The organism is Nocardioides sp. S-1144, assembly GCF_005954645.2.
Lineage (GTDB): Bacteria > Actinomycetota > Actinomycetes > Propionibacteriales > Nocardioidaceae > Nocardioides > Nocardioides dongxiaopingii.
Window position 1 is genome coordinate 3,104,457 of record NZ_CP040695.2, and the last position, 22,382, is coordinate 3,126,838.

Annotated in this window: 21 protein-coding genes and 2 tRNA genes; 7 read left to right on the forward strand and 16 right to left on the reverse strand. The window is 73.3% G+C overall.

What is annotated here, in order from left to right; genetic code table 11:
* Positions 1-113 precede the first annotated feature (113 nt).
* Both FE634_RS14490 and FE634_RS14495 read right to left on the reverse strand, forming a co-directional pair.
* Positions 114-2,342, reverse strand: a complete 2,229-nt coding sequence (locus FE634_RS14490; protein WP_137293404.1) for an ATP-dependent DNA helicase RecG — start codon at positions 2,340-2,342, stop codon at positions 114-116.
* 15 nt (positions 2,343-2,357) lie between these two features.
* Positions 2,358-4,109, reverse strand: a complete 1,752-nt coding sequence (locus FE634_RS14495; protein ID WP_148240718.1) for a DAK2 domain-containing protein — start codon at positions 4,107-4,109, stop codon at positions 2,358-2,360.
* A 172-nt stretch (positions 4,110-4,281) separates the two neighbouring features.
* On the opposite strand from FE634_RS14495, the gene rpmB reads away from it, so the two are divergent.
* Positions 4,282-4,467 carry a 50S ribosomal protein L28 gene (rpmB, locus tag FE634_RS14500; RefSeq protein WP_134767345.1) on the forward strand — a complete coding sequence of 62 codons (186 nt, stop codon included), beginning with the start codon at positions 4,282-4,284 and terminating at the stop codon, positions 4,465-4,467.
* Between the two features lie 79 nt (positions 4,468-4,546).
* Here rpmB and FE634_RS14505 read toward each other — a convergent pair whose 3' ends face one another.
* Both FE634_RS14505 and FE634_RS14510 read right to left on the reverse strand, forming a co-directional pair.
* The gene (locus FE634_RS14505; protein ID WP_148240719.1) at positions 4,547-5,104 is read right to left on the reverse strand and encodes a dihydrofolate reductase family protein; all 558 of its coding nucleotides are present in this window, start codon (positions 5,102-5,104) and stop codon (positions 4,547-4,549) included.
* A 105-nt stretch (positions 5,105-5,209) separates the two neighbouring features.
* Positions 5,210-6,199, reverse strand: coding sequence for a thiamine-phosphate kinase (locus FE634_RS14510; RefSeq protein WP_148240720.1), 990 nt, complete (start codon positions 6,197-6,199; stop codon positions 5,210-5,212).
* Positions 6,200-6,334: 135 nt separating this feature from the next.
* On the opposite strand from FE634_RS14510, the gene FE634_RS14515 reads away from it, so the two are divergent.
* Together FE634_RS14515 and FE634_RS14520 are read left to right on the forward strand one after the other, a co-directional pair.
* Positions 6,335-6,571 carry an Lrp/AsnC family transcriptional regulator gene (locus FE634_RS14515; protein WP_134767342.1) on the forward strand — a complete coding sequence of 79 codons (237 nt, stop codon included), beginning with the start codon at positions 6,335-6,337 and terminating at the stop codon, positions 6,569-6,571.
* Between the two features lie 2 nt (positions 6,572-6,573).
* A complete protein-coding gene (locus FE634_RS14520) occupies positions 6,574-7,095 on the forward strand; it encodes a DUF3515 domain-containing protein (protein WP_187366713.1) in 522 nt (173 codons plus the stop codon).
* A 113-nt stretch (positions 7,096-7,208) separates the two neighbouring features.
* Here the strand turns inward: FE634_RS14520 and FE634_RS14525 are convergent, their stop codons facing one another.
* On the reverse strand, positions 7,209-8,324 hold the full coding sequence (locus FE634_RS14525; protein WP_148240722.1) for a D-alanine--D-alanine ligase family protein: 1,116 nt from the start codon (positions 8,322-8,324) through the stop codon (positions 7,209-7,211).
* A gap of 24 nt (positions 8,325-8,348) precedes the next feature.
* Here FE634_RS14525 and FE634_RS14530 point away from each other — a divergent pair, with 24 nt between their 5' ends.
* Entirely contained in the window at positions 8,349-9,458 is a 1,110-nt protein-coding gene (locus FE634_RS14530; protein ID WP_187366714.1) for a trans-sulfuration enzyme family protein, read from the forward strand.
* Positions 9,459-9,583: 125 nt separating this feature from the next.
* Here the strand turns inward: FE634_RS14530 and FE634_RS14535 are convergent, their stop codons facing one another.
* Positions 9,584-10,600 carry an NAD(P)H-dependent glycerol-3-phosphate dehydrogenase gene (locus FE634_RS14535; protein WP_148240723.1) on the reverse strand — a complete coding sequence of 339 codons (1,017 nt, stop codon included), beginning with the start codon at positions 10,598-10,600 and terminating at the stop codon, positions 9,584-9,586.
* On the reverse strand, positions 10,597-11,376 hold the full coding sequence (locus FE634_RS14540; protein WP_137293397.1) for a lysophospholipid acyltransferase family protein: 780 nt from the start codon (positions 11,374-11,376) through the stop codon (positions 10,597-10,599). Before FE634_RS14540 ends, FE634_RS14535 begins: the two co-directional genes overlap by 4 nt.
* 61 nt (positions 11,377-11,437) lie before the next feature.
* Here FE634_RS14540 and cofC point away from each other — a divergent pair, with 61 nt between their 5' ends.
* Positions 11,438-12,094, forward strand: coding sequence for a 2-phospho-L-lactate guanylyltransferase (gene cofC / locus FE634_RS14545; protein ID WP_246060629.1), 657 nt, complete (start codon positions 11,438-11,440; stop codon positions 12,092-12,094).
* Between the two features lie 60 nt (positions 12,095-12,154).
* On the opposite strand, the gene FE634_RS21895 is transcribed toward cofC, so the two are convergent.
* The 3 genes from FE634_RS21895 to leuC form a co-directional block, all read right to left on the reverse strand.
* Positions 12,155-12,913: an HU family DNA-binding protein gene (locus FE634_RS21895; protein ID WP_138876282.1), complete on the reverse strand. Its 759-nt coding sequence runs from the start codon at positions 12,911-12,913 to the stop codon at positions 12,155-12,157.
* A gap of 237 nt (positions 12,914-13,150) precedes the next feature.
* Positions 13,151-13,750, reverse strand: a complete 600-nt coding sequence (gene leuD / locus FE634_RS14555) for a 3-isopropylmalate dehydratase small subunit (RefSeq protein ID WP_137293395.1) — start codon at positions 13,748-13,750, stop codon at positions 13,151-13,153.
* Between the two features lie 3 nt (positions 13,751-13,753).
* The gene (gene leuC / locus FE634_RS14560; RefSeq protein WP_137293394.1) at positions 13,754-15,190 is read right to left on the reverse strand and encodes a 3-isopropylmalate dehydratase large subunit; all 1,437 of its coding nucleotides are present in this window, start codon (positions 15,188-15,190) and stop codon (positions 13,754-13,756) included.
* 109 nt (positions 15,191-15,299) lie between these two features.
* Here leuC and FE634_RS14565 point away from each other — a divergent pair, with 109 nt between their 5' ends.
* Positions 15,300-16,022 (forward strand): IclR family transcriptional regulator, encoded by a 723-nt coding sequence (locus FE634_RS14565; RefSeq protein WP_091021586.1) that lies wholly within the window; start codon positions 15,300-15,302, stop codon positions 16,020-16,022.
* A gap of 134 nt (positions 16,023-16,156) precedes the next feature.
* Here FE634_RS14565 and FE634_RS14570 read toward each other — a convergent pair whose 3' ends face one another.
* Together FE634_RS14570 and FE634_RS14575 are read right to left on the reverse strand one after the other, a co-directional pair.
* Positions 16,157-16,645, reverse strand: coding sequence for a methylated-DNA--[protein]-cysteine S-methyltransferase (locus FE634_RS14570; RefSeq protein WP_138876283.1), 489 nt, complete (start codon positions 16,643-16,645; stop codon positions 16,157-16,159).
* A 1-nt stretch (position 16,646) separates the two neighbouring features.
* Entirely contained in the window at positions 16,647-18,161 is a 1,515-nt protein-coding gene (locus FE634_RS14575; protein WP_138876284.1) for an AlkA N-terminal domain-containing protein, read from the reverse strand.
* A gap of 115 nt (positions 18,162-18,276) precedes the next feature.
* Here FE634_RS14575 and FE634_RS14580 point away from each other — a divergent pair, with 115 nt between their 5' ends.
* Complete coding sequence (locus FE634_RS14580) at positions 18,277-19,530, forward strand: LCP family protein (protein ID WP_138876285.1); 1,254 nt, start codon at positions 18,277-18,279, stop codon at positions 19,528-19,530.
* An 83-nt stretch (positions 19,531-19,613) separates the two neighbouring features.
* Here FE634_RS14580 and FE634_RS14585 read toward each other — a convergent pair.
* From FE634_RS14585 to gltX, 4 genes are all read right to left on the reverse strand, one after another.
* A tRNA-Glu gene (locus FE634_RS14585) sits at positions 19,614-19,686 on the reverse strand.
* Between the two features lie 90 nt (positions 19,687-19,776).
* Positions 19,777-19,848, reverse strand: a tRNA-Gln gene (locus FE634_RS14590).
* Between the two features lie 55 nt (positions 19,849-19,903).
* On the reverse strand, positions 19,904-20,920 hold the full coding sequence (locus tag FE634_RS14595; protein ID WP_262347433.1) for a CPBP family intramembrane glutamic endopeptidase: 1,017 nt from the start codon (positions 20,918-20,920) through the stop codon (positions 19,904-19,906).
* Positions 20,917-22,368, reverse strand: coding sequence for a glutamate--tRNA ligase (gltX, locus tag FE634_RS14600; RefSeq protein ID WP_212721631.1), 1,452 nt, complete (start codon positions 22,366-22,368; stop codon positions 20,917-20,919). The genes FE634_RS14595 and gltX overlap by 4 nt, the downstream gene beginning before the upstream one ends.
* Between the last annotated feature and the right edge of the window lie 14 nt (positions 22,369-22,382).

Below are 22,382 nucleotides of genomic sequence, written 5' to 3' on the forward strand. Positions count from 1 at the left end.
CCGGTGGCTCGGGGACGTCGGGCGGGTGGTGCGGCCTCGCGGGGACGACGGTGCCGGCAGCGGTGGGAGTCCCCGGTGGACCGTCGACCCGTGCACCCGCCCCACCCGCCCCGTCAGGACTTCTCGATGAAGTCGGCGTTGGCGCTCGCCTCGAGGTCGGCGACGGCGTCGGCGAGCAGCGGGGTGCCGCCCAGCGACTCGTCGGTCTCGAGCAGCGCCTCGGCGGCCTCGCGGGCCTCGACGATGGTCTGCTCGTCGCGCAGGACGCGCAGGTTCTGCAGCGTCGAGCGCCAGCCCGACTGCGAGCGCCCGAGGACGTCGCCCTCACGGCGCTGCTCGAGGTCGACCCGGCTGAGCTCGAAGCCGTCGGTGGTGCCGGCAACGGCGTCGAGCCGGTCGCGCGCCGGGGAGAGCGGCTCGGTGTGCGAGACCAGCAGGCACAGCCCCGGCAGGCCACCCCGGCCGACCCGTCCCCGGAGCTGGTGGAGCTGGGAGACGCCGAACCGGTCGGCGTCGAGGATCACCATCGCGGTGGCGTTGTGGACGTCGACGCCGACCTCGATGACGGTGGTGGAGACCAGCACGTCGATCTCGCCGGCGGCGAAGGCGCGCATGGTCGCGTCCTTGGCGTCGGGCGCCATCCGGCCGTGCAGGACCGCGAGCCGCAGCCCCTCCAGCGGGCCCTCGGCGAGCTCGGTGACGACCTCCTCGACCGCCGCGAGCGGCGGCCGGTCGACCCGGGACCCGACCGGCTCGCCGTCCTCGTCGACCTCGGGGACGTCGACCTCGCCCTGCTCGAGCTCGTCGCCGGCGATGCGGGGACACACGACGTAGGCCTGGTGCCCCTTGTCGACCTCCTCGCGGACCCGCTCCCAGACCCGGCCGGCCCACCCGGGGTGCTCGACGAGGTCGACGACGTTGGACTGGATGGGCGCCCGGCCGGCCGGGAGCTCGCGCAGCACCGAGGTCTCGAGGTCGCCGAAGACGGTCATCGCGACCGTGCGCGGGATGGGGGTCGCGGTCATCACCAGCACGTGGGGCGGCGAGCCGGCCTTGTCGGTGAGCGCGGCCCGCTGCTCGACGCCGAAGCGGTGCTGCTCGTCGACCACGACGAGGCCGAGGTCGGCGAACTGGACCCGCTCCTCGAGCAGCGCGTGCGTGCCGACGACGATGCCGGCCTCGCCGCTGCCCAGCCGCGACATCGGGCCGGTGCGCTGGGCCTTGCTCATCGACCCGGTGAGCAGCTCGACGGACGTGCCGCCGAAGACCCCTCCCCCGGCCAGGTCGCCGAGCAGCGCGGTGATCGAGCGGTGGTGCTGCTGGGCGAGCACCTCGGTGGGCGCCAGCAGCGCCGCCTGGCCGCCGGAGTCGACCACGCGCAGCATCGCCCGCAGGGCCACGAGGGTCTTGCCGGAGCCGACCTCGCCCTGGAGCAGCCGGTTCATCGGGTACGGGTTGGCCAGGTCGGCCTCGACCTGCTCCCCGATCTCGCGCTGGCCGCCGGTCAGCTCGAAGGGCAGCGAGGCGTCGAACGCCGTCAGCAGGGCGCCGTCGCCGCCGTCGCGCGCCTGGGCGCCGAGCGCCCGCACCGCCCGCCGCCGCCGGGCGAGCACCAGCTGGGTGACCAGCGCCTCCTCGAAGCGGTAGTGGCGCTGGGCCTGCTCGACCTGGTCGAGGCGCTCGGGGACGTGGACCCACTCGAGCGCGGTGGCGGCGTCGACCACGTCGTACTGCTCACGCACGGTGTCGGGGACGACGTCGGGCAGCGTGTCGACGACGGAGCGCGCGAAGGTGACGACGCGGGCGACGTCCCACGACTCGAGGCCCTTGGTGAGCGGGTAGATCGGGTAGAGGTCGGCGATCGCCTCGACCGTCGCGATGTCGCCGTCCTCACTGCCGCCCTGGGCGCCGAAGAGCACCATCTGCGGGTGGGCCAGCTGCCACTGGTTGTTGAAGAGCTTGGCCTGGCCGATGAACAGGCCGGGCTGTCCGGGCGCGAGCTTGGTGGCGCGCCACTGCGCGGACTGGTGGCTCCGGGCGAAGAAGGTGATCTGCAGCCGTGGTCCGTCGGTGCGCAGCGAGGTCTCGACGCGGTGCATGACCTTGCCCGTGCGCCGGTCGGTGTGGCTCTTGACCTGGCTGCTGACGACCTCGCCCACGACGCTCAGCATCTGACCGGGCTGGAGGTCGTCGAGCTTGGTCAGCGTGCCGGTCTGGACGTACCTGCGGGGGAAGTGGTGCAGCAGGTCGCCGACGGTGCGCATCCCGAGCCCGTCGGTGAACTTCTTGGCCTTCCTCGACTCGCCGAGCACCGCCGCGACGGGTGAGTCGAGGGTGATCACGCCCTCAACCCTGCCTCACTCCACCGACAGCAGCAGCGGGTACCGGTCCTGGCCGCCGTCGTAGACGACGACCTCGACCGTGGGGTGGTGCTCCTCGGTCCAGGCCGCGGCGCGGTCGGCGAGGTCGCGGGCCCCCTCGCCGGCGACGATCGTGACGAGCTCGCCACCGCCGGCGACGAGCCGCTGGAGCACGGTGGTGGCGACGTCGTGCTGGTCGGCGCCGATGACGGCGAAGTCGCCCTCGATGACGCCGAGGACGTCGCCGGGCTCGCACCAGCCGGCCATCGTCAGGGCGTTCCTGGCCGCCACGGTGACCGCGCCGTGGCGGGCGTGCCGGGCGGTCGCGGTCATCTCCAGGACGTCGAGGTCGAAGCTGCGGCCGGGCTCGTGCACGGCGAGGGCGGCCAGCCCCTGCACCTGCGCCTGCGTCGGGATGACGACGACGCGCAGGCCGAGGTCGGTCTCGGCGGTGCCGGCCGCGATCCGGGCCGCGCGCACGGAGTCGGGGTCGTTGGGCAGCACCACGACCTCGCGCGCCCCCGAGGCGACGATCGCGTCGAGGAGCTCGCCGGTCGAGGGACGCCGGCCGGGCCCCCCGGCGACGACCACCGCGCCGGCGTCCTCGAAGAGCCGGGTCAGCCCGGCGCCGGCCGAGACCACGACGACACGACGGCCCGACGGTCCTGCCTGGCCTGCCTGGCCCGCCTGGCCCGCCTGGCCCGGCTGGCCCGGCTGGCCCGGCTGGCCGGGCTCGGCGGCGCGGCGGGCGGCGAGCTGCTCGGCGAAGTGGGTGACCCGCACGCGGTGCGGGCGGCCGGCCTCGATGCCGGCCTCGATCGCGGCGCCCACGTCGTCGACGTGCACGTGGACGTTCCAGAGCCCCTCGCCCCCCACGACGACCAGCGAGTCGCCGAGCGCCGCCAGCCGGACCCGGAGCCGGTCGACGTGGTCGTCGTCGGCGTCGAGGAGGTACATCACCTCGTACGACGGGCCGTCGGGCGCGAGGTCGTGCGGCTCGAGGGAGTCCGGCGACGCGGTGCCGGACGCCGTGCCGGACGCGGTGCCGGACGCTCTTGCTGGCGTGGTGACCGGCCGCCGCGGGCTGGTCACCGGGCTCGGACGGCGTCCGGTGAGCACGGTCTCGGCCGCGTCGAGGATGACGCTGAGGCCGCGCCCGCCGGCGTCCACGACGCCCGCGTGGCGCAGCGCCTCGAGCTGCTCGGGCGTGCGGGCCAGCGCCTCGCGGGCGGCGGCGGCGGCGCTGGTGAAGACGTCGCGGGCCCGGACGTCGTCGTGCCGGGCACGGTCCCGGGCGGCGTCGGAGGCCGCGCGGGCCACGGTGAGCATGGTGCCCTCGACGGGCTGGCCCACGGCGCGGTAGCTGGCCTCGGTCGCCTCGTGCAGGGCCTCCGACATCACCTGCGCGTTGCGCTCCTCGGGGGTCGAGCGGGCGATGCGGCGCGCGATCGCGCCGAGCATCTCGCTGAGGATCACCCCGGAGTTGCCGCGGGCGCCGAGCAGCGCTCCCCGGGCGAACGCGGCCAGGGCGCGCTCGCGGTCGGCGCCCTGCTCGGCGGCGGTGCGCACGGCCTCGCGGGCCGCGGAGACGGTGAGGTACATGTTGGTGCCGGTGTCGCCGTCGGGCACGGGGTAGACGTTGAGGGTGTCGATCTCCTCGCGCGCCTCGGCAAGGGCGTCGGTGGCGATGTCGACGAAGCGCAGCACGACCGCCAGCTCGATGCGGTCGCTCGCCGGTGACTGCTCCATGATGGGCAGAGAGTAGTGCGCTCCCCCGCCCGCGTGGCGCCGGTCACGCGGGGTGGGCACCGCGGGTCCACAATTTTGGCACCGCCCGTCGGCGGGATACTCTTCTTCGGTTGCCCGCCCCGGTGGGCCCCCGATCATCGATTCATCGATCCAACTTTCAGGAGTGTCCCCCGTGGCTGCCGTCTGCGACATCTGCGCCAAGCGCCCGAGCTTCGGCAACAACCGCCCTTGGTCGCGCAAGATCACCAAGCGCCGGTTCGACCCGAACATCCAGCGCGTCCGTGCCACCGTGAACGGCACCCCGAAGCGCCTCAACGTCTGCACCGGCTGCCTCAAGGCCGGCAAGGTCAGCCGCTGACCCCGCGCACCTCCACGAAGGCCGTCACCCCACGGGTGGCGGCCTTCGTCGTCGTCCGGGCGCGACGACCGTCGTGGGGTCAGCGCGTCCGGTAGCGGGTGTAGACCAAGCCGCTTCGGAACGAGCGCTCCTCGACCAGCTCGAGGTCGAGACGGACGCCGTCGGGGAAGAACCGGGTGCCGCCGCCGACCACGCTGGTGGTGACGAACAGGTGGTACTCGTCGACGAGGCCGGCCGCGATGGCCTGCGCGGCCAGGGTCGGGCCGTCGACGCTGAGGTCGTGCTCGGAGTCCTCCTTGAGCCGTCGCACGGCCGCGGGGTCGAAGCTCCGCTCGATCCGCGTCCGCGCGCTCGACACCGAGGTCAGCGTCGTGGAGTGCACGACCTTCTCGGCGCGCTGCCAGGCGCGGGCGTAGTCGACGACGAACGGCGGGTGCTCGGGGTCGGCGTGCGCGGTCTCCCAGAAGACCATCGTCTCGTACATCCGGCGTCCGTAGAGGTAGGTGCGGACGCCGTCGAAGACCTCGCCGACGAAGGTGTGCACCTCCTCGTCGTCGGCCCCGTGGCCGAGGTCGCCCTCGGCCGCCACGGCGTAGCCGTCGAGCGAGGTGATCATCGAGTAGACGAGCTTGCCCATGGTGCCCTCCCCGGTCCGACCGCGTCGGCGCTCCGGCGGTCCTGGAGGCTGTGACCCCGCCGCCGCCGCGAACTCATCGATCCCCCGGCGGCGCCGGGGCGCCGCTCAGAAGTGCGTCCACCCGGTGGGGCCGTCGTACGGCCGGCCGTCGACCGTGACGACGCCGACCTGGTCGGGCTCGGCGGCGCGGACCTCGCCCACGACCGCCCAGCCCGGCGGCACGCGGCCGGCGTCCGGGAAGGTCGCGAGGAGCGCGTGGTCGTCGCCGCCGCCGAGGATCAGGTGCACGGGGTCGCTGTTGAGCGCGGCGCCGACGGCGAGCAGCGGCTCGGGCACGTCGAGGGCCGCCGTGCGGACGTCGAGGGTGACGCCCGAGTCGGCGGCCACGTGCGCGGCGTCCGCGAGCAGCCCGTCGGAGATGTCGATGAGCGAGGTCGCGCCCGCCTCGGCGGCCACCCGGCCCGCGTCGTAGGGCGGCTCGGGACGGCGGTAGGCCTCGACCAGGGCCCGCGGCGAGCGGAACCCGCGCCCCAGGACGGCGAGGCCGCCGGCGGCCCAGCCCTGGCGCCCGGTGATGGCCAGCACCTCACCGGGGGCGGCGCCGGAGCGGAGCACCGGGGCCTGGGTGCACGAGCCGAGCACGGTGACCGCGATGACCACCTCGCTGGCGCGGGTCAGGTCGCCGCCCACGACGGAGGCGCCGACGAGGGCGCACTCGGCGGCGAAGCCGCGGGCGAAGTCGAGGGCCCACGCGACCGGGAGGTCGGCCGGCGCGGCCAGGCCGACGGTCAGCGAGTGCGCGCGCCCGCCCATCGCGTTGATGTCGGAGAGGTTCTGGGCGGCGGCGCGGTGCCCGACGTCCTCGGCGCTGGCCCAGTCGCGACGGAAGTGCCGGCCCTCGACGACCAGGTCGGTCGAGACCACGACGTGCCCGCCCCGGATCCGCAGCACGGCGGCGTCGTCGCCGGGGCCGACGAGCACGTGCTCGCCCTGGTCGAAGAGCGCCACCAGCTCGGAGATCAGGCGGAACTCACCGGCGTCCGCGAGGGTCGCCGACGGGCCGAGGGACGGGGTCGCGCCGGGCGGGGGTGCCATGGCTCCATCCCACCAGACCGCCCCCGGACGGCGGGTATCGACAGGTCGGCGCCCCGCGATAGGTTGGACGCCGCACCTCCCAGCAGCGCCCACCAGCAGCGCAACGTCGCGATGCCGTCCCGAAGGAGCAACCGCATGGTCGTCCAGGCCTACATCCTGATCCAGACCGACGTGGGCAAGGCCGCCGAGGTCGCCAAGTCGATCGCCCTGATCAAGGGCGTCACGCTCGCCGAGGACGTCACCGGGCCCTACGACGTCATCGTGCGCGCCGAGGCGCGCAACGTCGACGAGCTCGGCAAGCTGGTGGTCTCCAAGGTCCAGAACCTCGACGGCATCACCCGCACCCTGACCTGCCCGGTCGTGCACATCTGAGCGTGCAGCGCCGTCCCCGACGCCCCGAGTCCCGCCGGACCCGGGGCGTCGTGCTGTCCTCGGCCGTCGTGCTGCTCCTCACCGGCGCGCTGGCGGGGTGCGGCGGACCGGTCGAGATCGAGTCGCACGACCTCGACGACGCCGACCGGGCCGCGTGCGAGGCCTTCGTCGGCGACCTGCCCGAGACCCTGGCCGACGAGGAGCGGGTCGACGTCGAGCCCGACGACGCCCTCGGGGCGGCGTACGGCGACCCCGCCATGGTCGTCACCTGCGGCGTCCCCACGCCGGAGGGGTTCGACCTGACCGCGCAGTGCCAGGTGGCCAACGGAGTCGGCTGGTACATCCCGAACGAGGTGCTCGACGACCCCGACGCCGACGCCACGCTCTCGGCGGCCGGCAACCGCCCCGTCGTGGAGGTGTTCGTGCCCGGCGACGGCGACCGCGGCGACCGCGCCGCCGCCGCCATCGCCGAGCTCGCCCCCCTCGTCGAGGAGCACCTCCCCCTCGTGACCCGCTGCGACTGACGCTGACCCGTCAGTGATCAGCGACGGGTCAGTCCGGAGTCCCCGCTGACCCGTCAGTGATCAGCGACGGGTCAGTCAGATTCCCCGCTGACCCGTCAGTGATCAGCGACGGGTCAGCGCAGGCCGGTGTCGCGCTGGAGCGCCAGGGCGATCAGGCGGTCGACGAGCGCCGGGTAGTCGAGGCCGGAGGCGGCCCACATCTGGGGGTACATCGAGAGCGGGGTGAAGCCCGGCATCGTGTTGAGCTCGTTGACCACCAGCGAGCCGTCGGGCAGGACGAAGAAGTCGACGCGGGCCAGGCCCTCGCAGCCGACGGCCTCGAAGGCGCGCACCGAGAGCGCGCGCATCTGCTCCTCGACGCCGTCGGGCAGGACGGCGGGGATGTCGACCGAGGTCGCCTCCTCGGGCACGTACTTGGCCTCGAAGTCGTAGAACTCGTGGTTCCCGGTGACCCGCAGCTCGGCCGGCGCGCTGGTCTCCGGGACGCCGTCGAGGGCCTGCAGGACGCCGCACTCCACCTCGCGCGCGCCCTCCGCGGCGACCTCGACGAGCACCTTCGGGTCGTGCTCGAACGCCGTCGCGAGCGCGCCGTCGAGCTCGCTGGCGTCGTGCACCTTGGAGATTCCGATGCTCGAGCCGCCGCGGGCCGGCTTGACGAAGAGCGGGTAGCCGAGCTCGTCAGCCCGTCGTCGGACGGCGTCCGGGTCGGCCGCCCAGGAGCGGGTCGTGACGGTCAGGCTCGGCATCAGCGGCAGCCCCGCGTCGGCGAGCACGACCTTCATGAACGCCTTGTCCATGCTGACCGCCGAGGCCAGGACGCCGGCGCCGACGTAGCGCACCCCGGACATCTCGAGCATCCCCTGCAGCGTGCCGTCCTCGCCCCAGGGCCCGTGCAGCACGGGGAAGACGACGTCGACCTCGCCCAGGGTCTCGGGCGGGCGGGCGGCGTCGGTGACGACGAGGTCGGTGCCGCTCACCCCGTGCGCCAGGGTCACCGCCGCGCGGTCGCCGTCGACGCTCGGCAGCGCGCCGGCACCGAGGGCGAGCCGGGCGGGGTCGCCGGACTCCAGCACCCAGCGTCCGTCGCGGGTGATGCCGATCGGGACGACGTCGTAGCGCTCGCGGTCGATGGCCGCGAGCACGCTCCCGGCCGACACGCACGAGATGGCGTGCTCGCTCGAGCGACCGCCGAAGACGACGGCGACGCGGGGCTTCCGTCTGCCAGTCACGCCGCCGACCCTATCCTCGACCTCATGCCCGACCAGCGCGACGTGCCCGGCCCGACCCCTCTCCCGATGAGTCCCGCGACCCTCGCGGTCACGACCGGCCGCCCCCCGCGCGAGCCCGACCAGCCGCTCAACGTGCCGATCACCCTGGCCTCCACCTACGTCGCCGGCGGCGACATCGACTACGGCCGCTACGGCAACCCGACGTGGTCGGCGTTCGAGGACACCCTCGGCGCACTGGAGGGCGGACGCTGCCTGGCCTTCTCCACCGGCATGGCGGCGGTGACCACCGTGCTCGACCTCGTCGGCCAGGGCGCGAAGGTGGTGCTGCCGAAGCACGCCTACCAGGGCAGCCTGATGGCGGTCGCCGACCTGGAGGCCCGCGGGCGACTGGTGAGCCGCCTGGTCGACATCACCGACACCGCCGCGGTCGTCGCCGAGTGCCAGGACGCCGCGCTGGTGTGGCTCGAGTCGCCGACCAACCCCGCCCTCGAGGTGGCCGACATCGAGACGATCGCGGCCGCGGCCCACGAGGCCGGCGCCTACGTCGTGGTCGACAACACCTTCGCGACCCCCCTGCTCCAGCAGCCGATCCCGCTCGGCGCCGACATCGTCGTCCACTCCGCCACCAAGTACCTCGCCGGCCACAGCGACGCCCTCATCGGCGCGCTCGTCACCGCCGACGACGAGCTCCTCGAGGTGCTCAAGGGACGTCGCGGGCTCGCCGGCGCGACGCCCGGCACCATGGAGGCCTGGCTCGCCGTCCGTGGGATGCGCACGCTGCACCTGCGCGTCGAGCGCGCCCAGGCCAACGCACAGACGCTGGTGACCCGGCTGCGCGAGCACCCGGCCGTCGCCGAGGTGCGCTACCCGGGCTTCGGCGGCATCGTCGCGATCGTCCTGGCCGAGGGCGAGCTCGCCGCCGACCTGCTGGTGCGCAAGACCAGGATCTGGGTGCACGCGACGTCGCTCGGCGGCGTCGAGTCGACCTTCGAGCGTCGGCGCCGCTGGCGCACCGAGTCCCCCACCATCCCGGTCGCGCTGGTGCGGATGTCGGTCGGCATCGAGGACGTCGAGGACCTGTGGTCCGACCTCGAGACCGCGCTCGACACGTTGACGGCGAGTCCGCCGCGGTGAGCCGCGGGAGTTTCACCGCCTGAGCGGTGAAACTGGCGCTTCCTGCATGAAGTTTCAGCCGACCAGCAGGAGTTTCACCGCTTCAGCGGTGAAACTCCCGCGCCAGGACCCAGCGCGCGGGAAAGTCAGCCGGCCTCGGACTTGATCCCACGGGCCAGGATGGCGTCCATCATCTCGGGCGCGGTCATCCGGCCGGCGACGACGTCGTCGACGTACGTCGCGACGGGGGCGTCGCAGTCGGAGCGCTCGGCGAGGGCGCGCAGCGAGGCGCACGACTTGGCGCCCTCGGCGACCTGCCGGGTGGAGGCGTAGATCTCCTCGGAGGTCATGCCCTGGCCCAGCTTCTCGCCGAAGGTGCGGTTGCGCGACAGCGGCGAGGAGCACGTGGCGACGAGGTCGCCGAGGCCGGCCAGGCCCATCAGGGTCAGCGGGTTCGCGCCGAGCTTCATCGCCAGGCGCGCGGTCTCGGCGAGCCCGCGGGTGATGAGGGAGGCGGTGGTGTTGTCGCCGAAGCCGAGCCCGACGGCCATGCCGACGGCGAGGCCGACGACGTTCTTGTAGGCGCCGCCCAGCTCGCAGCCGAGGACGTCGTCGCTGGAGTAGGGGCGGAAGGCCGGCGAGTGCACCCGGGCCTGGAGCATCTTGGCGACCGACTCGTCGGCGCACGCCACGACGGACGCGGCCGGCTCGCGGCGCGCGATCTCCTTGGCCAGGTTGGGTCCTGAGATGACGGCGATCCGCTCCGGTCCGGCGCCGGTGACCTGGTGGATCACCTCGCTCATCCGGTTGAGGGTGCCGAGCTCGACGCCCTTCATCAGCGACACCAGGACGGCGTCCTGCTCGATGGACGGCGCCCACTCGGTGAGGTTGCCGCGCAGGGTCTGCGACGGCGTCGCCAGGATCACGACGTCGGCGCCGCTCAGGGCCCGCTCGACGTCGTGGGTCGCGCTCACCGACGGCGGCAGCTGGATCCCGGGCAGGTAGTCGGTGTTCTCACGCTGCTCGTTGATGGTCGAGGCGACCTCCTCGCGGCGGGCCCAGATCGCGACGTCGTTGCCGCCGTCGGCGAGCACGATCGAGAACGCCGTGCCCCACGAGCCGGCGCCCAGCACCGCGACCTTCGGGTTCGCTCCCCCACTCATCCGGACTCCTCCTCGTTGGTCTTCCTGCGTCGCGCGTGCGGGTTGCCGATCTCCGAGACGCCGGCCTTGCGCGGGTCGAACCGCTCGAGCGGTGCCTTCTCGTGGCGCAGCCCCTCGACGATGCCGGTGATCGCGGCCATGATCCGGCCGGTCGCCTCGTCGAGGACGGCGGCGTCGCGCGGCCGGCCGGCGAGGTCGGAGAGGTCGACGGGGTCGCCGACGACGATGTGGATCGGCTTGCGCGGGAACAGGTCGGGCTTCCTGGCGTACGGCGCCAGCAGCGCCTGGGCGCCCCACTGCCCGACCGGGATCACCGGGCACCCGGTCTCGAGCGCGATCCGCGCGGCGCCGGACTTGCCCTTCATCGGCCACAGGTCGGGGTCGCGGGTGATCGTGCCCTCGGGGTAGACCACGATGCACTCCCCCGCGCGCACGGCCGCGACGGCGGCGTCGTAGGCGCCGACGGCGCTCACGCTGGCCCGCTCCACCGGGATCTGCCCGGCCGCGCGCATGAAGTAGCCGAGCACCCGGCCCTTGAAGAGCCCGGACTTGGCGAGGTAGCGCGGCAGCCGGCCGTGGTCGTAGCAGAAGTGCGCGGCGGTCAGCGGGTCGACGTGGGACACGTGGTTCATCACGACCACGCAGCCCCCGCTGGCCGGGATCTTGGTGCCGTCGACCCAGCGCGGCTTGGTGGTGAGGAGGAACAGCGGCTTGAGGATCATCGCCCCGACGACGAACGCCCACCCCCGGGGCTCCTGGAACTCGCGGACTCTCACAGTGACGCAGGCTACTCGGCCGGGGACCCCGGGCCGCGCAACCACCTGGTTGGATCGAGCGGTGGACGCACGCATCACCCCCGACGGCGCCTTCGTCGTCGTGCTGCCGGTCAAGCCGCCGGCCCGCGGGAAGTCGCGGCTCCAGCGCGGCCTCCCCGACCAGGGCCGCCGCGACCTCGCCGAGGCGTTCGCGCTCGACACCGCGGCGGCGTGCCTGGCCAGCGCCCGGGTGCGTGCGGTCCTCGCCGTCACCGACGACGCGGCCTTCGCCTCCCGCCTCGGTGCGCTGGGCTGCGCCGCGATCCCGGACGGCGACGGCTCCGGCCTGAACGCCGCGCTGCGCCAGGGCGTCGCCGAGGCGGTCCGGCGCTGGCCGGACGCCCAGCCGGTCGCGCTGCTGGCCGACCTGCCGGCGCTGCGTCCGGGCGACCTGGACGCCGCCCTCGACGCGCTGGTGCCGGGCGGGCCGTCCTACGTCGCGGACGCCGACGGCACGGGCACGGTGCTCTACACCGCGCCGCACGACCAGTTCGACCCGGCGTTCGGCGAGGGCTCGGCGCGCGCCCACGAGGTCGGCGGTGCCCTCGCGGTGCGCGGCGACCTGGCGTCGCTGCGGCGCGACGTCGACGACGTCGAGGACCTCGTCACCGCCCTGGCCATCGGCGTCGGCCCGGAGACGCTGCGCCGGGTCGCCGAGCTCGACCTGCCCACCGGCTGAGCGGACGCCCGGACGACGGGCCGCCCTCCCGGAGGAGGACGGCCCGTCGTCGTGCGGCGGTCAGGACTTCTTGGCCGCCGCCTTCTTCGTCGTGGTCTTCGAGGCCGGCGTCTTCTTCGCCGCCGTCGACTTCGCCGCCGTCTGCTTGGCGGGCGTCGCCTTGGCCGGCGTCGACTTGGAGGCCGTCGCCTTGGACGCCGCGGCCTTGGCCGGCGCCTTCTTGGCGGCGGTCTTGGCCGGCGCCTTCTTGGCCGCCGACTTCGTGGCTGGCGCCTTCGTGGTGGCACTCTTCGTGGCGGCCGTCTTCGTGGCCGGGGCCTTCTTGGCGGGGGCCTTCTTGGCCGGGGCCTTCCTGGCCGTGGCCGACGTCGTGGCCGACTTGGTGGCCGTCGACTTCGCGGCGGTCTTGGCCGGCGTCGACCTCGTGGTCGCGGGTGCCTTCTTCGTCGCCGACGCCGCCACCGACGTCGCCGCCGAGGCCGCCTTCCGGGCCGGCGCGGTCGCCTTCCTCGCCGCCGGGGCGGCGAGCTTGGGGAGCTTGGTGGCGCCGGAGACGACGTCCTTCAGGTTGGCGCCGGCGGTGAACTTCGGCACCGACTTCTTCTTCGCCTTGATCCGGTCACCGGTCTGCGGGTTGCGGACCCAGCGCGCGGCCCGCACCCGCTTCTCGAACGAGCCGAAGCCGGTGATCGCGACCTTCTCGCCCTTGGCCACCTCGCGCGTGATGGTGTCGAGCACCGAGTCCAGGGCGTGCGCCGCCTGCTTGCGGTTTCCCTCGTAACGCGCCGCGAGCGCGTCGATGAGCTGTGTCTTGTTCACTGTCTTCCCTTCCAGAGAACAGGGGCCGCCGGACAGACGCCCGACTCTGCTCTGCACGCTAGGCACTTGTGTGCCACGTCACAATCGCCACGCCGCAACTCGCCGACGCATTTTGTGCGTGGTTGAGCGGATGCGCGTCGTGGGCGACCGAGCACCGTGGTCGCTGCGTCGCGCCGGGAAGAGGTCAGACCCGCTCAACCACGGGGATCCCCGGCTCGGCCGGCTGGCTGGTGGGGTTCAGAGAGTGGCGGGCTTGAACCGGGGACGCTCGGCCTCGAAGGCGGAGATCACGTCGGCGTGGCCGAGGGTGATGCCGATGTCGTCGAGCCCCTCGAGCAGCCGCCACCGGGTGTAGTCGTCGATGTCGAAGGAGTCCTCGATCGCGTCGACACCCTCGCCGGCGCGCACGGTGCGGGTCTCGAGGTCGACGGTGATCTCGGCCCCGGGCTGGTCGGCGAGCAGGTCCCACAACCGCTGGACGACCTTCTCGTCGACCTGCGCGGCGAGCAGGCCGGCCTTGCCGGAGTTGCCGCGGAAGATGTCGGCGAAGCGCGGGGAGATCACGGCCTTGAACCCGTAGTTCTGCAGCGCCCACACGGCGTGCTCGCGCGAGGAGCCGGTGCCGAAGTCGGGGCCGGCGACGAGCACGGAGCCGGCGGCGTACACGGGGTTGTTGAGCACGAACGTCGGGTCGTTGCGCCAGGCCGAGAACAGTCCGTCCTCGAAGCCGTCACGGGTGACCCGCTTGAGGTAGACGGCCGGGATGATCTGGTCGGTGTCGACGTTGCTGCGGCGCAGGGGGACGCCGACGCCGGTGTGGCTGGTGAACTTCTCCATGGCTCAGGCTCCTGCCGTGACGGGGGTGTCGGTCGACAGCGGCTCGAGGTCGGCCGGCGACGAGAGGGTGCCGCGGACGGCGGTGGCCGCCGCGACCGGGATCGAGACCAGGTGGGTGCGACCACCCTTGCCCTGGCGTCCCTCGAAGTTGCGGTTGGACGTCGACGCGCTGCGCTCGCCGGGCTCGAGGGTGTCGGGGTTCATGCCCAGGCACATCGAGCAGCCCGCACCGCGCCACTCCGCGCCGGCCTCCTTGAACACGACGTCGAGACCCTCGTCCTGGGCCTGGAGCCGGACACGCACCGAGCCGGGCACGACGAGCAGCCGGGTGTTCGGGTCGACCTTGCGGCCCTTGATGATCTCGGCGGCGAGGCGGAGGTCCTCGATGCGGCCGTTGGTGCAGGAGCCGACGAACACCGTGTCGACCCGGACCTCGCGCATCGGGGTGCCGGCGGTCAGGCCCATGTACTCGAGCGCCTTCTCGGCGGCGACCTGGTCCTGGGCGTCGTCGAAGTCGGCCGGGTCCGGCACGCTCGCGCCCAGCGGCACGCCCTGGCCGGGGTTGGTGCCCCAGGTGACGAACGGCGTCATCTCGGAGGCGTCGAGCACGATCTCCTTGTCGAAGACGGCGTCGTCGTCGGTGACGAGCGAGGTCCAGTGCGCCACGGCGGCGTCCCAGTCGGCGCCCTGCGGCGCCTCTGGGCGCCCCTGGATGTAGTCGAACGTCGTCTGGTCGGGCGCGATCATCCCGGCCTTGGCGCCCCACTCGATGCTCATGTTGCAGACCGTCATCCGGCCCTCCATGGAGAGCGCCTCGATGGCCGGGCCGCGGTACTCGACGATGTAGCCCTGGCCGCCGCCGGTCCCGGTGTGCGCGATGAGCGTCAGCACGAGGTCCTTGGCGGTGACGCCGGCCGGCAGCGTGCCGTTGACGGTGACCGCCATCGTCCTGGGCTTCGCCTGCATCAGGGTCTGGGTGGCGAGCACGTGCTCGACCTCGGAGGTGCCGATGCCGAACGCGATCGCCCCGAACGCACCGTGGGTGCTGGTGTGGCTGTCGCCGCAGACGATCGTCATGCCGGGCTGGGTCAGCCCGAGCTGCGGGCCGACGACGTGCACGATGCCCTGGTCGAGGTCGCCGAGCGGGTGCAGCCGGACGCCGAACTCCTCGGCGTTGCGGCGCAGCGTCTCGACCTGCGTGCGCGAGACCGGGTCGGCGATCGGCTTGTCCCAGTCGATCGTGGGGACGTTGTGGTCCTCGGTGGCCAGGGTGAGGTCCGGACGGCGGACCTGGCGGCCCGCGAGGCGGAGTCCGTCGAAGGCCTGGGGACTGGTCACCTCGTGGATGAGGTGGAGGTCGATGTAGAGGAGGTCCGGCTCCCCGGGGGTCGCCCGGACGACGTGCTCGTCCCACACCTTCTCCGACAGGGTCCTACCCATGTGTCCTGCTCCTTCGTCCCGAACGGGTCGCGCCTACGCTGGTTGCTGCTGCGACCACTGGTCGAGCGTAAGCCTTGCGTCCCATCTTGTGAGACGGTAATCTTGCCATATGGACAACTCCAGCGGCGTCGGCGTGCTCGACAAGGCGGCCCTCGTGCTCACCGCACTCGAGTCGGGACCGGCGACGCTGGCGGGTCTGGTGGCCGGCACCGGGCTGGCCCGGCCGACCGCGCACCGCCTCGCCGTCGCCCTCGAGCACCACCGGCTGGTGGCCCGCGACATGCAGGGCCGCTTCGTGCTCGGCCCCCGCCTCGCCGAGCTCTCCGCCGCCGCCGGCGAGGACCGCCTGCTCGCCACGGCCGGCCCCGTGCTGGCCCGGCTGCGCGACATCACCGGCGAGTCCGCCCAGCTGTGGCGCCGCCAGGGCGAGCACCGCGTCTGCGTCGCCGCCGCCGAGCGACCCTCCGGCCTGCGCGACACGATCCCGGTCGGCTCGCAGCTGACGATGCGCGCCGGCTCGGCCGCCCAGGTGCTCCTGGCCTGGGAGGACCCCGAGCGCATGCACCGCGGCCTGCAGAACGCCGCCTTCTCGGCCGCCGCCCTCTCCGGCATCCGCCGCCGCGGCTGGGCGCAGTCGGTCGGCGAGCGCGAGCAGGGCGTCGCCTCGGTCTCGGCCCCCGTCCGCTCCCCCGGCGGCAAGATCATCGCCGCCGTCTCCGTCTCCGGCCCGCTCGAGCGCCTCTCCCGCCAGCCCGGCCGGATGCACGCCCCCGCCGTCCTCGCCGCCGCCGAGCGGCTCTCCGAGTCCCTGCGGCGCGCCGCCGCGGAGTAGCCCGGGCGCGGGATTTCCCCGGTCGACCGGGGAAGTCTGAACTTGTCGGGCCAAATACCGGCCCCCCAGTTCAGGTATCCCCGGTCGACCGGGGAAACCTGAACTGGGAGGCCGAAATCCCGGTGGAGGGGCGGTCAGAAGAGGGCGTCCTGCTCGAGGCCGAGCAGGAGCTGCTTGCGCTCGAGACCGCCGGCGTAGCCGGTGAGGGTGCCGTTGGCGCCGATGACGCGGTGGCACGGGATGACGATCGGGATCGGGTTGCTGCCGTTGGCGAGGCCGACGGCGCGCGAGGCAGCGTTGGTGCGGCCGATCCGGTGCGCGACCTCGCCGTAGGACGCCGTCTCGCCGTAGCCGATCCCGCAGAGCGCGTCCCACACCTGCTGCTGGAACGCCGAGCCGGTGGGCGCGAGCGGGAGGTCGAACTCCTTGAGGTCGCGGGCGAAGTACGCCGCCAGCTGGCGCGCGCACTCGAGGAGCAGCGGGTGGTCGTCGGAGCGGACGCCGCGCGGCTGGCCGTTGGCGGCGGCGACCTCGCGCCACGGGGAGAACTCGATCGCGGTGATGGCACCGGCGTGCTCGACGAGGCGGAGCTCGCCGATCGGTGAGTCGATGACGGTCCACATGTCAGTTCTCCATCTGGTCGGCCGGCGCGGCGGCCGGCGTCGGGGGCATGAGCGTGTTCCAGAGGTGCATCAGCGCGTAGGAGCGCCAGGGCCGCCAGTCGTCGGCGCGGGCGATCACCTCGACGGGATCGTGGCCCAGGCCGCGCAGCGCGTTGCGGACGCCGATGTCGGTGGGCAGGAAGACGTCCGGGTGGGCCAGGGCGCGCATCGCGACGTAGTCGGCGGTCCAGGGCCCGATGCCGGTCAGCCCCAGCATCGTCTCCCGGACGACGGCGCGGTCGGTCCCGCGGTCGAGGACGACGTCGCCCCCCGCCAGCGCCGCGGCCAGGCCGACCAGCGCGCGCCCGCGGGCCCGCGGCATCGGCAGGGTCCCGGGGTCGACGCCGGCGAGCTCGGCCGCGGTCGGGAACAGGTGGGTCAGCCCGGGCAGCGTCGTCTCGACCCGGTCGAGGCGGCGTCCGTGCTCGGCCACGACCCGGCCGGTGACGGTGCGCGCGCCGGTGACGCTGACCTGCTGGCCGATCACGGTGCGCACGGCCGTCTCGTCGCCGTCGACCTGGCCCGGCAGGCGCAGACCCGGCGTGCGGCGCACCAGCGGTCCGATGACGGGGTCACCGGCGAAGTGGTCGGCGACGGCGGTCGGGTCGCAGTCGGCGTCGACGAGCCGCCGGGCGCGCTCGACGGCCGCGGCGGTGTCGCGCAGGTCGGCGAGCTCGAAGCGGGCCTCGACGAACGCCGTCTGGCCCGGCTCGAGCGCGTCGCCCATGGCCAGGCGCACCGTGCCCGGGCCGTGCGGCAGGTCGAGGGTGCGGGCGTACCAGCCGTCGCCGGCGACCTCGACGCCCGGCACCAGGTGGTAGGCGAGGAAGTCGATCAGGGCGCGGCCCGCGAACGGCGTCCGCACCGCGAGGCGCATCGTCACCGCCCCCGGCGTGCGCCGCCCGCCGCGCCGCCCGCGCAGCTCGGTCGGGCTGGCCGCGTAGACGACGCGCACCGTCTCGTTGAACTGCCGCACGCTCGAGAACCCGGCGGCGAAGGCGATGTCGGCGTAGCCGAGGTCGGTGGTCTCGATCAGCACCCGGGCGGTCTGCGCGCGCCGCGCCCGCGCCAGGGCCAGCGGCCCGGCGCCGAGCTCGGCGGTGAGCACCCGGGTCAGGTGGCGCGGCGTGTAGCCGATCCGGGCGGCCAGCCCCTCCACGCCCTCGCGGTCGACGACGCCGTCGGAGATCAGCCGCATCGCGCGGCCGGCGACGTCGGCGGCGACGTCCCAGTCGGGGCTGCCCGGGGTGGCGTCGGGCAGGCAGCGCTTGCAGGCGCGGTAGCCACCGGCCTGCGCCGAGGCCGGGCTCGCGTGGAACGACACGTTCGCGGACGCCGGCGTCCGGGCCGGGCACGAGGGGCGGCAGTAGATCCCGGTGGTGCGGACGGCGACGTAGAAGACGCCGTCGAAGCGCCGGTCGCGCGACTTCACGGCGCGGTAGCAGGTCTCGGGATCGAGACGGACGTGGGCGCTCATGGCACCCATCATCATCCTCCACCGGTGGGAGTTCCGGCGGGAATCGGACAGCGGGGTGGGCGGCCGACGCGCACGAGCACCCGCCCCCTCACCAGGTCGGTGAGAGAATGCCCACGTGAACGAGGAGAGCAGCGGCGCTGCGCAGGCCGACGTGAGCCAGCCGGGCAGCCGCAGGCTCCAGAAGCCGCGCAAGCCGCACCGGCGTGCCGTCTGGTCGACGATCCTCGCGACCCAGCTGGTCGTCGCGCTCGTCACCGCCGGCAGCGTGTTCCTCGTCCACCAGAACCTCAACGACAACATCGCCGACGGCGTCGACGTCGAGCACCAGGTCGACAAGGTGCTGCCGGACGGCGTCGAGAAGGGCGACCCGGAGCCGCTGAACATCCTGGTCCTGGGCTCCGACCTGCGCGCCGGCGCCGGCAACGACATCGACAACGAGAACGCCGACGGCTCCCAGCGCGCCGACACCACGATCCTGCTGCACGTCGCGCAGGACCGGAAGAGCGCCTACGGCGTGAGCCTGCCGCGCGACGCGATCATCGACCGCCCCGACTGCCGGGTCGGCGGCGAGGAGGTGGCCGGCGAGGACGGCGTCCGGTTCAACACCGCGTTCGCCGTCGGCGGGGCGACGTGTGCGGTGCAGACCGTCGAGGCCCTCACCAAGATCCACATCGACCACTTCATCTCCCTCGACTTCAACGGCTTCAAGGAGATGGTCGACGCCGTCGGCGGCGTCGAGGTCTGCATCCCCAAGGACGTCGACGACGACGAGCACAACATCCACTTCGACGCCGGCACCCAGGTCCTCGACGGCCAGCAGTCGCTGAACTACGTGCGCGAGCGCTCGGTGCTGTCGGTCAACGCCGACATCGGGCGGATGAAGCGCCAGCAAGCCTTCATCGCTTCGATGATCAGCACCGTCAGCTCCGCCGGCACCCTCACCCAGCCCCAGAAGGTCATCGACTTCCTCGGCGCCTTCACCTCCTCGATCGAGGTCGACAGCGGGCTCGACAAGGTCGGCAAGCTCGTCGACCTCGCGATGGAGGTGCAGGGCACCGACCTCGACAAGATCAAGTTCATCACCGTGCCGATCGAGCCCGACCCCGACAACCCCACGGTCACCCTGGTGTGGGGCCCCGGCGCCGACGACCTGTGGGAGCGGATCCGTCAGGACCAGAAGCTCGGCAAGGACTTCAGCGCCGGCAGCATCGGCGCCGACGACGACCCCTCCGGCGGCGACGGCGGCAACGGCGACGGCGGCTCCGGTGGCTCCGGTGGCACGTCCGGGTCGGGCTCCGGCTCCACGGGCGGCTCCGACGAGGAGTCCGACGAGAGCGCCGAGCGGGTCGCCGCCGGCCTCTGCGCCTGAGGGTCCCGCCCGCGCGGACGGCGGGGCGCGAGCGGACGAAAACGAACGAAGCCCGGTCCTGGAGGACCGGGCTTCGTGCTGTGTACCCCCGACCGGATTCGAACCGGCGCTAACGCCGTGAGAGGGCGCCGTGCTAGGCCGCTACACAACGGGGGCATGTCCCACACCAGTGCTGGTGGCGACCGGTGGAACCTTACAGATCCGCCTGCCGGTGGGACAAATCGGGACCCGGAGGACCCGATCTCGCTGGGATACTAGGACTCGAACCTAGAACGACTGGACCAGAACCAGCTGTGTTGCCAATTACACCATATCCCACTGTTCTACTGTTGTTCGGCACTCCTGGACGAGGTCCGGAGGCCGAGTGGAAACCTTACACGCGGGCTCCGGGACGGGCCAACTCGGCCAGGCCCTCGCGGCTGACGCGCGTCTGCACGCCCATCCGGCGCGCCACCCAGATCGAGAGCCCGACGAAGATGACGGACTTGAGCACGGTGAGCGCGACGTCCCACCAGCTACCGCCCTCGGGGGTCAGCACCGTCGTCATGTCGCCGACGGCGAGGGTGATGCCGAAGGCGAGCAGGTTGTTCACGACGTGGTAGGCGATGCCGGCCTCGAGGCCCCCGGTCGCGATGACCAGGATCCCCGCCGAGATCCCGAAGGCGAGGCGGTCCACGAAGACCGGGAAGTCCTGGGTGCCGTGGGCGAGGGCGAACAGCACCGCCGGCGCCAGGACGGCGACCGCGCGCGAGACCCGGAGGTCGGCGACGAGGCCGCCGAAGGCCTGGGTGAGGTAGCCCCGGAAGACGTACTCCTCCGCGATCGCCTGGAGCGGGGTCAGCAGCACGATCACCAGCAGGAAGTCGCGGCTGGTCGCGGTGAAGTCGTTGAGCTCCCCCGAGACCGTGCCGGTGTCGCCGCTGGCGGGGAGCAGCGAGCCGAGCACGATCGTCAGGACCAGGGCGAACAGCGAGACTCCGAACGACGCCGCCAGCCAGCGCCAGCGCACCCGCGGGCGCACCGAGGTCAGCCACCGCGGTGCGAGCCCCTGGAAGGCCCGCACGCACAGCCAGGTGCCGGGGATCGCCAGCACGATGACGAGGTTGACGAAGAGCAGCACGCCGGGCGTGACCGGGTCGGTGTCGGCCAGCCGCGCCACCTTGTCGGTGACCTCGTCGGCCGGCGTCCCGGTCGCGGCGAACCACACCGTGAAGACCGAGACGACGACCACGACGTTCACGACGAGGAACAGCACGGCGACCGCGAGCGCGCCGAGCAGCGACCACGCCGCGACCGGCTGGCGGCCGGCCCGGAAGAGCTGGTGGTACTCCAGGCCGTCGCGCCCGGACGGCGAGGTGCGCGCGTCCGGCACGCCGGCGGACGCCGTCACGCCAGCGCGCTGTCGAGACGCGCCAGGCTGCGCTCCCGTCCGAGGAGCTCCATGGACTCGAAGAGCGGCGGGGAGATCCGGCGGCCGGTGACCGCGACGCGGACCGGACCGAAGGCCACCCGGGGCTTGAGCCCGCGCTCCTCGACCAGCGCGGCCTGCAGCGCCGCCTGGATGGTCTCGGTCGACCAGACGGGCAGGTCGGCCACGGCGTCGCGCGAGGCGCGGACGATGTCGCGCCCGGCCCCGTCGTCACCGTCGAGCAGCTTGGCGACGTCGGCCTCGTCGCGGGTGAACGACTCCTCGTCGGCGAACAGGAAGCCGAGCATGTCGACGGCCTCGGTCAGCTTGTTGATCCGCTCGCCGACCAGCGGCATCGCCTGCTCGAGGAGCTGGGCGTCGGCGTCGGTGACGGGGTCACCGACCACGCCGGCGTCCTTGAGGAACGGCAGCGCCCGATGGGTGATGTCGTCGAGGGCCAGCCGCCGCATGTGCGCGGTGTTGATGGCGTCGCACTTCTTGAGGTCGAAGCGGGCCGGGTTGCCGTTCACGTCGCCGATCTCGAAGGCCTCGACCATCTCGTCGAGGGTGAACACGTCGCGGTCGGCCGCGATCGCCCAGCCCAGCAGGGCCATGTAGTTCAGCAGCCCCTCGGGCAGGTAGCCCTGGTCGCGGTAGGCGAGCGCGTTGGCCTCGGGGTCGCGCTTGGAGAGCTTCTTGTTGCCCTGGCCCATCACGTAGGGCAGGTGGCCGAACTCGGGGGCGCCGGTGCCGATCCCGACGTCGGCGAGGGCGGCGTACAGCGGGATCTGGCGCGGTGTGCTCGACAGGAGGTCCTCGCCGCGCAGGACGTGGGTGATCTCCATCAGCGCGTCGTCGACCGGGTTCACCAGGGTGTAGAGCGGCTCGCCGTTGGCCCGGGCGAGCGCGTAGTCGGTGACGTTGTCGGAGTGGAAGGAGATCGTGCCGCGCACGAGGTCGTCGAAGGCGATGTCGCCGTCGGGCATCTTGAACCGGACGACCGCGCCACGGCCCTCGGCCTCGAACGCGGCGACCTGCTCGGCGGAGAGGTCGCGGCAGAACCGGTCGTAGCCCTGCACCTTGGAGCCGCTGGCCTTCCGGCGCGCGTCGACCTCCTCGGTGGTGCAGAAGCAGCGGTAGGTGTGGCCGGCCGCGGCGAGCCGGGCCAGGGCGTCGGCGTACAGCTCGCCGCGCTCGGACTGGCGGTACGGCGCGTGCGGGCCGCCGACGTCGGGGCCCTCGTCCCAGTGCAGGCCGAGCCAGCCGAAGAGGTCGAACAGCGCGTCGTAGGACTCCTGGGTGTTGCGCGCGGTGTCGGTGTCCTCGATGCGGAGCACGAAGGTGCCGCCGTGGTGGCGCGCGAAGGCCCAGTTGTAGAGGCAGGTGCGCACCAGGCCGACGTGCGGGCTGCCGGTGGGGCTCGGCGCCATGCGGACGCGGACGG

Bases quoted from the DNA above. Each gene is read 5' to 3' on its own strand.
- FE634_RS14495 (WP_148240718.1), bottom strand. From the start codon at position 4,109: ATGGAGCAGTCACCGGCGAGCGACCGCATCGAGCTGGCGGTCGTGCTG.
- FE634_RS14505 (WP_148240719.1), bottom strand. From the start codon at position 5,104: ATGGGCAAGCTCGTCTACTCGATGATCACCTCGCTCGACGGCTACGCC.
- FE634_RS14510 (WP_148240720.1), bottom strand. From the start codon at position 6,199: ATGGCACCCCCGCCCGGCGCGACCCCGTCCCTCGGCCCGTCGGCGACC.
- FE634_RS14515 (WP_134767342.1), top strand. From the start codon at position 6,335: ATGGTCGTCCAGGCCTACATCCTGATCCAGACCGACGTGGGCAAGGCC.
- FE634_RS14530 (WP_187366714.1), top strand. From the start codon at position 8,349: ATGCCCGACCAGCGCGACGTGCCCGGCCCGACCCCTCTCCCGATGAGT.
- FE634_RS14535 (WP_148240723.1), bottom strand. From the start codon at position 10,600: ATGAGTGGGGGAGCGAACCCGAAGGTCGCGGTGCTGGGCGCCGGCTCG.
- leuD (WP_137293395.1), bottom strand. From the start codon at position 13,750: ATGGAGAAGTTCACCAGCCACACCGGCGTCGGCGTCCCCCTGCGCCGC.
- leuC (WP_137293394.1), bottom strand. From the start codon at position 15,190: ATGGGTAGGACCCTGTCGGAGAAGGTGTGGGACGAGCACGTCGTCCGG.
- FE634_RS14565 (WP_091021586.1), top strand. From the start codon at position 15,300: ATGGACAACTCCAGCGGCGTCGGCGTGCTCGACAAGGCGGCCCTCGTG.
- FE634_RS14570 (WP_138876283.1), bottom strand. From the start codon at position 16,645: ATGTGGACCGTCATCGACTCACCGATCGGCGAGCTCCGCCTCGTCGAG.
- FE634_RS14575 (WP_138876284.1), bottom strand. From the start codon at position 18,161: ATGAGCGCCCACGTCCGTCTCGATCCCGAGACCTGCTACCGCGCCGTG.
- gltX (WP_212721631.1), bottom strand. From the start codon at position 22,368: ATGGCGCCGAGCCCCACCGGCAGCCCGCACGTCGGCCTGGTGCGCACC.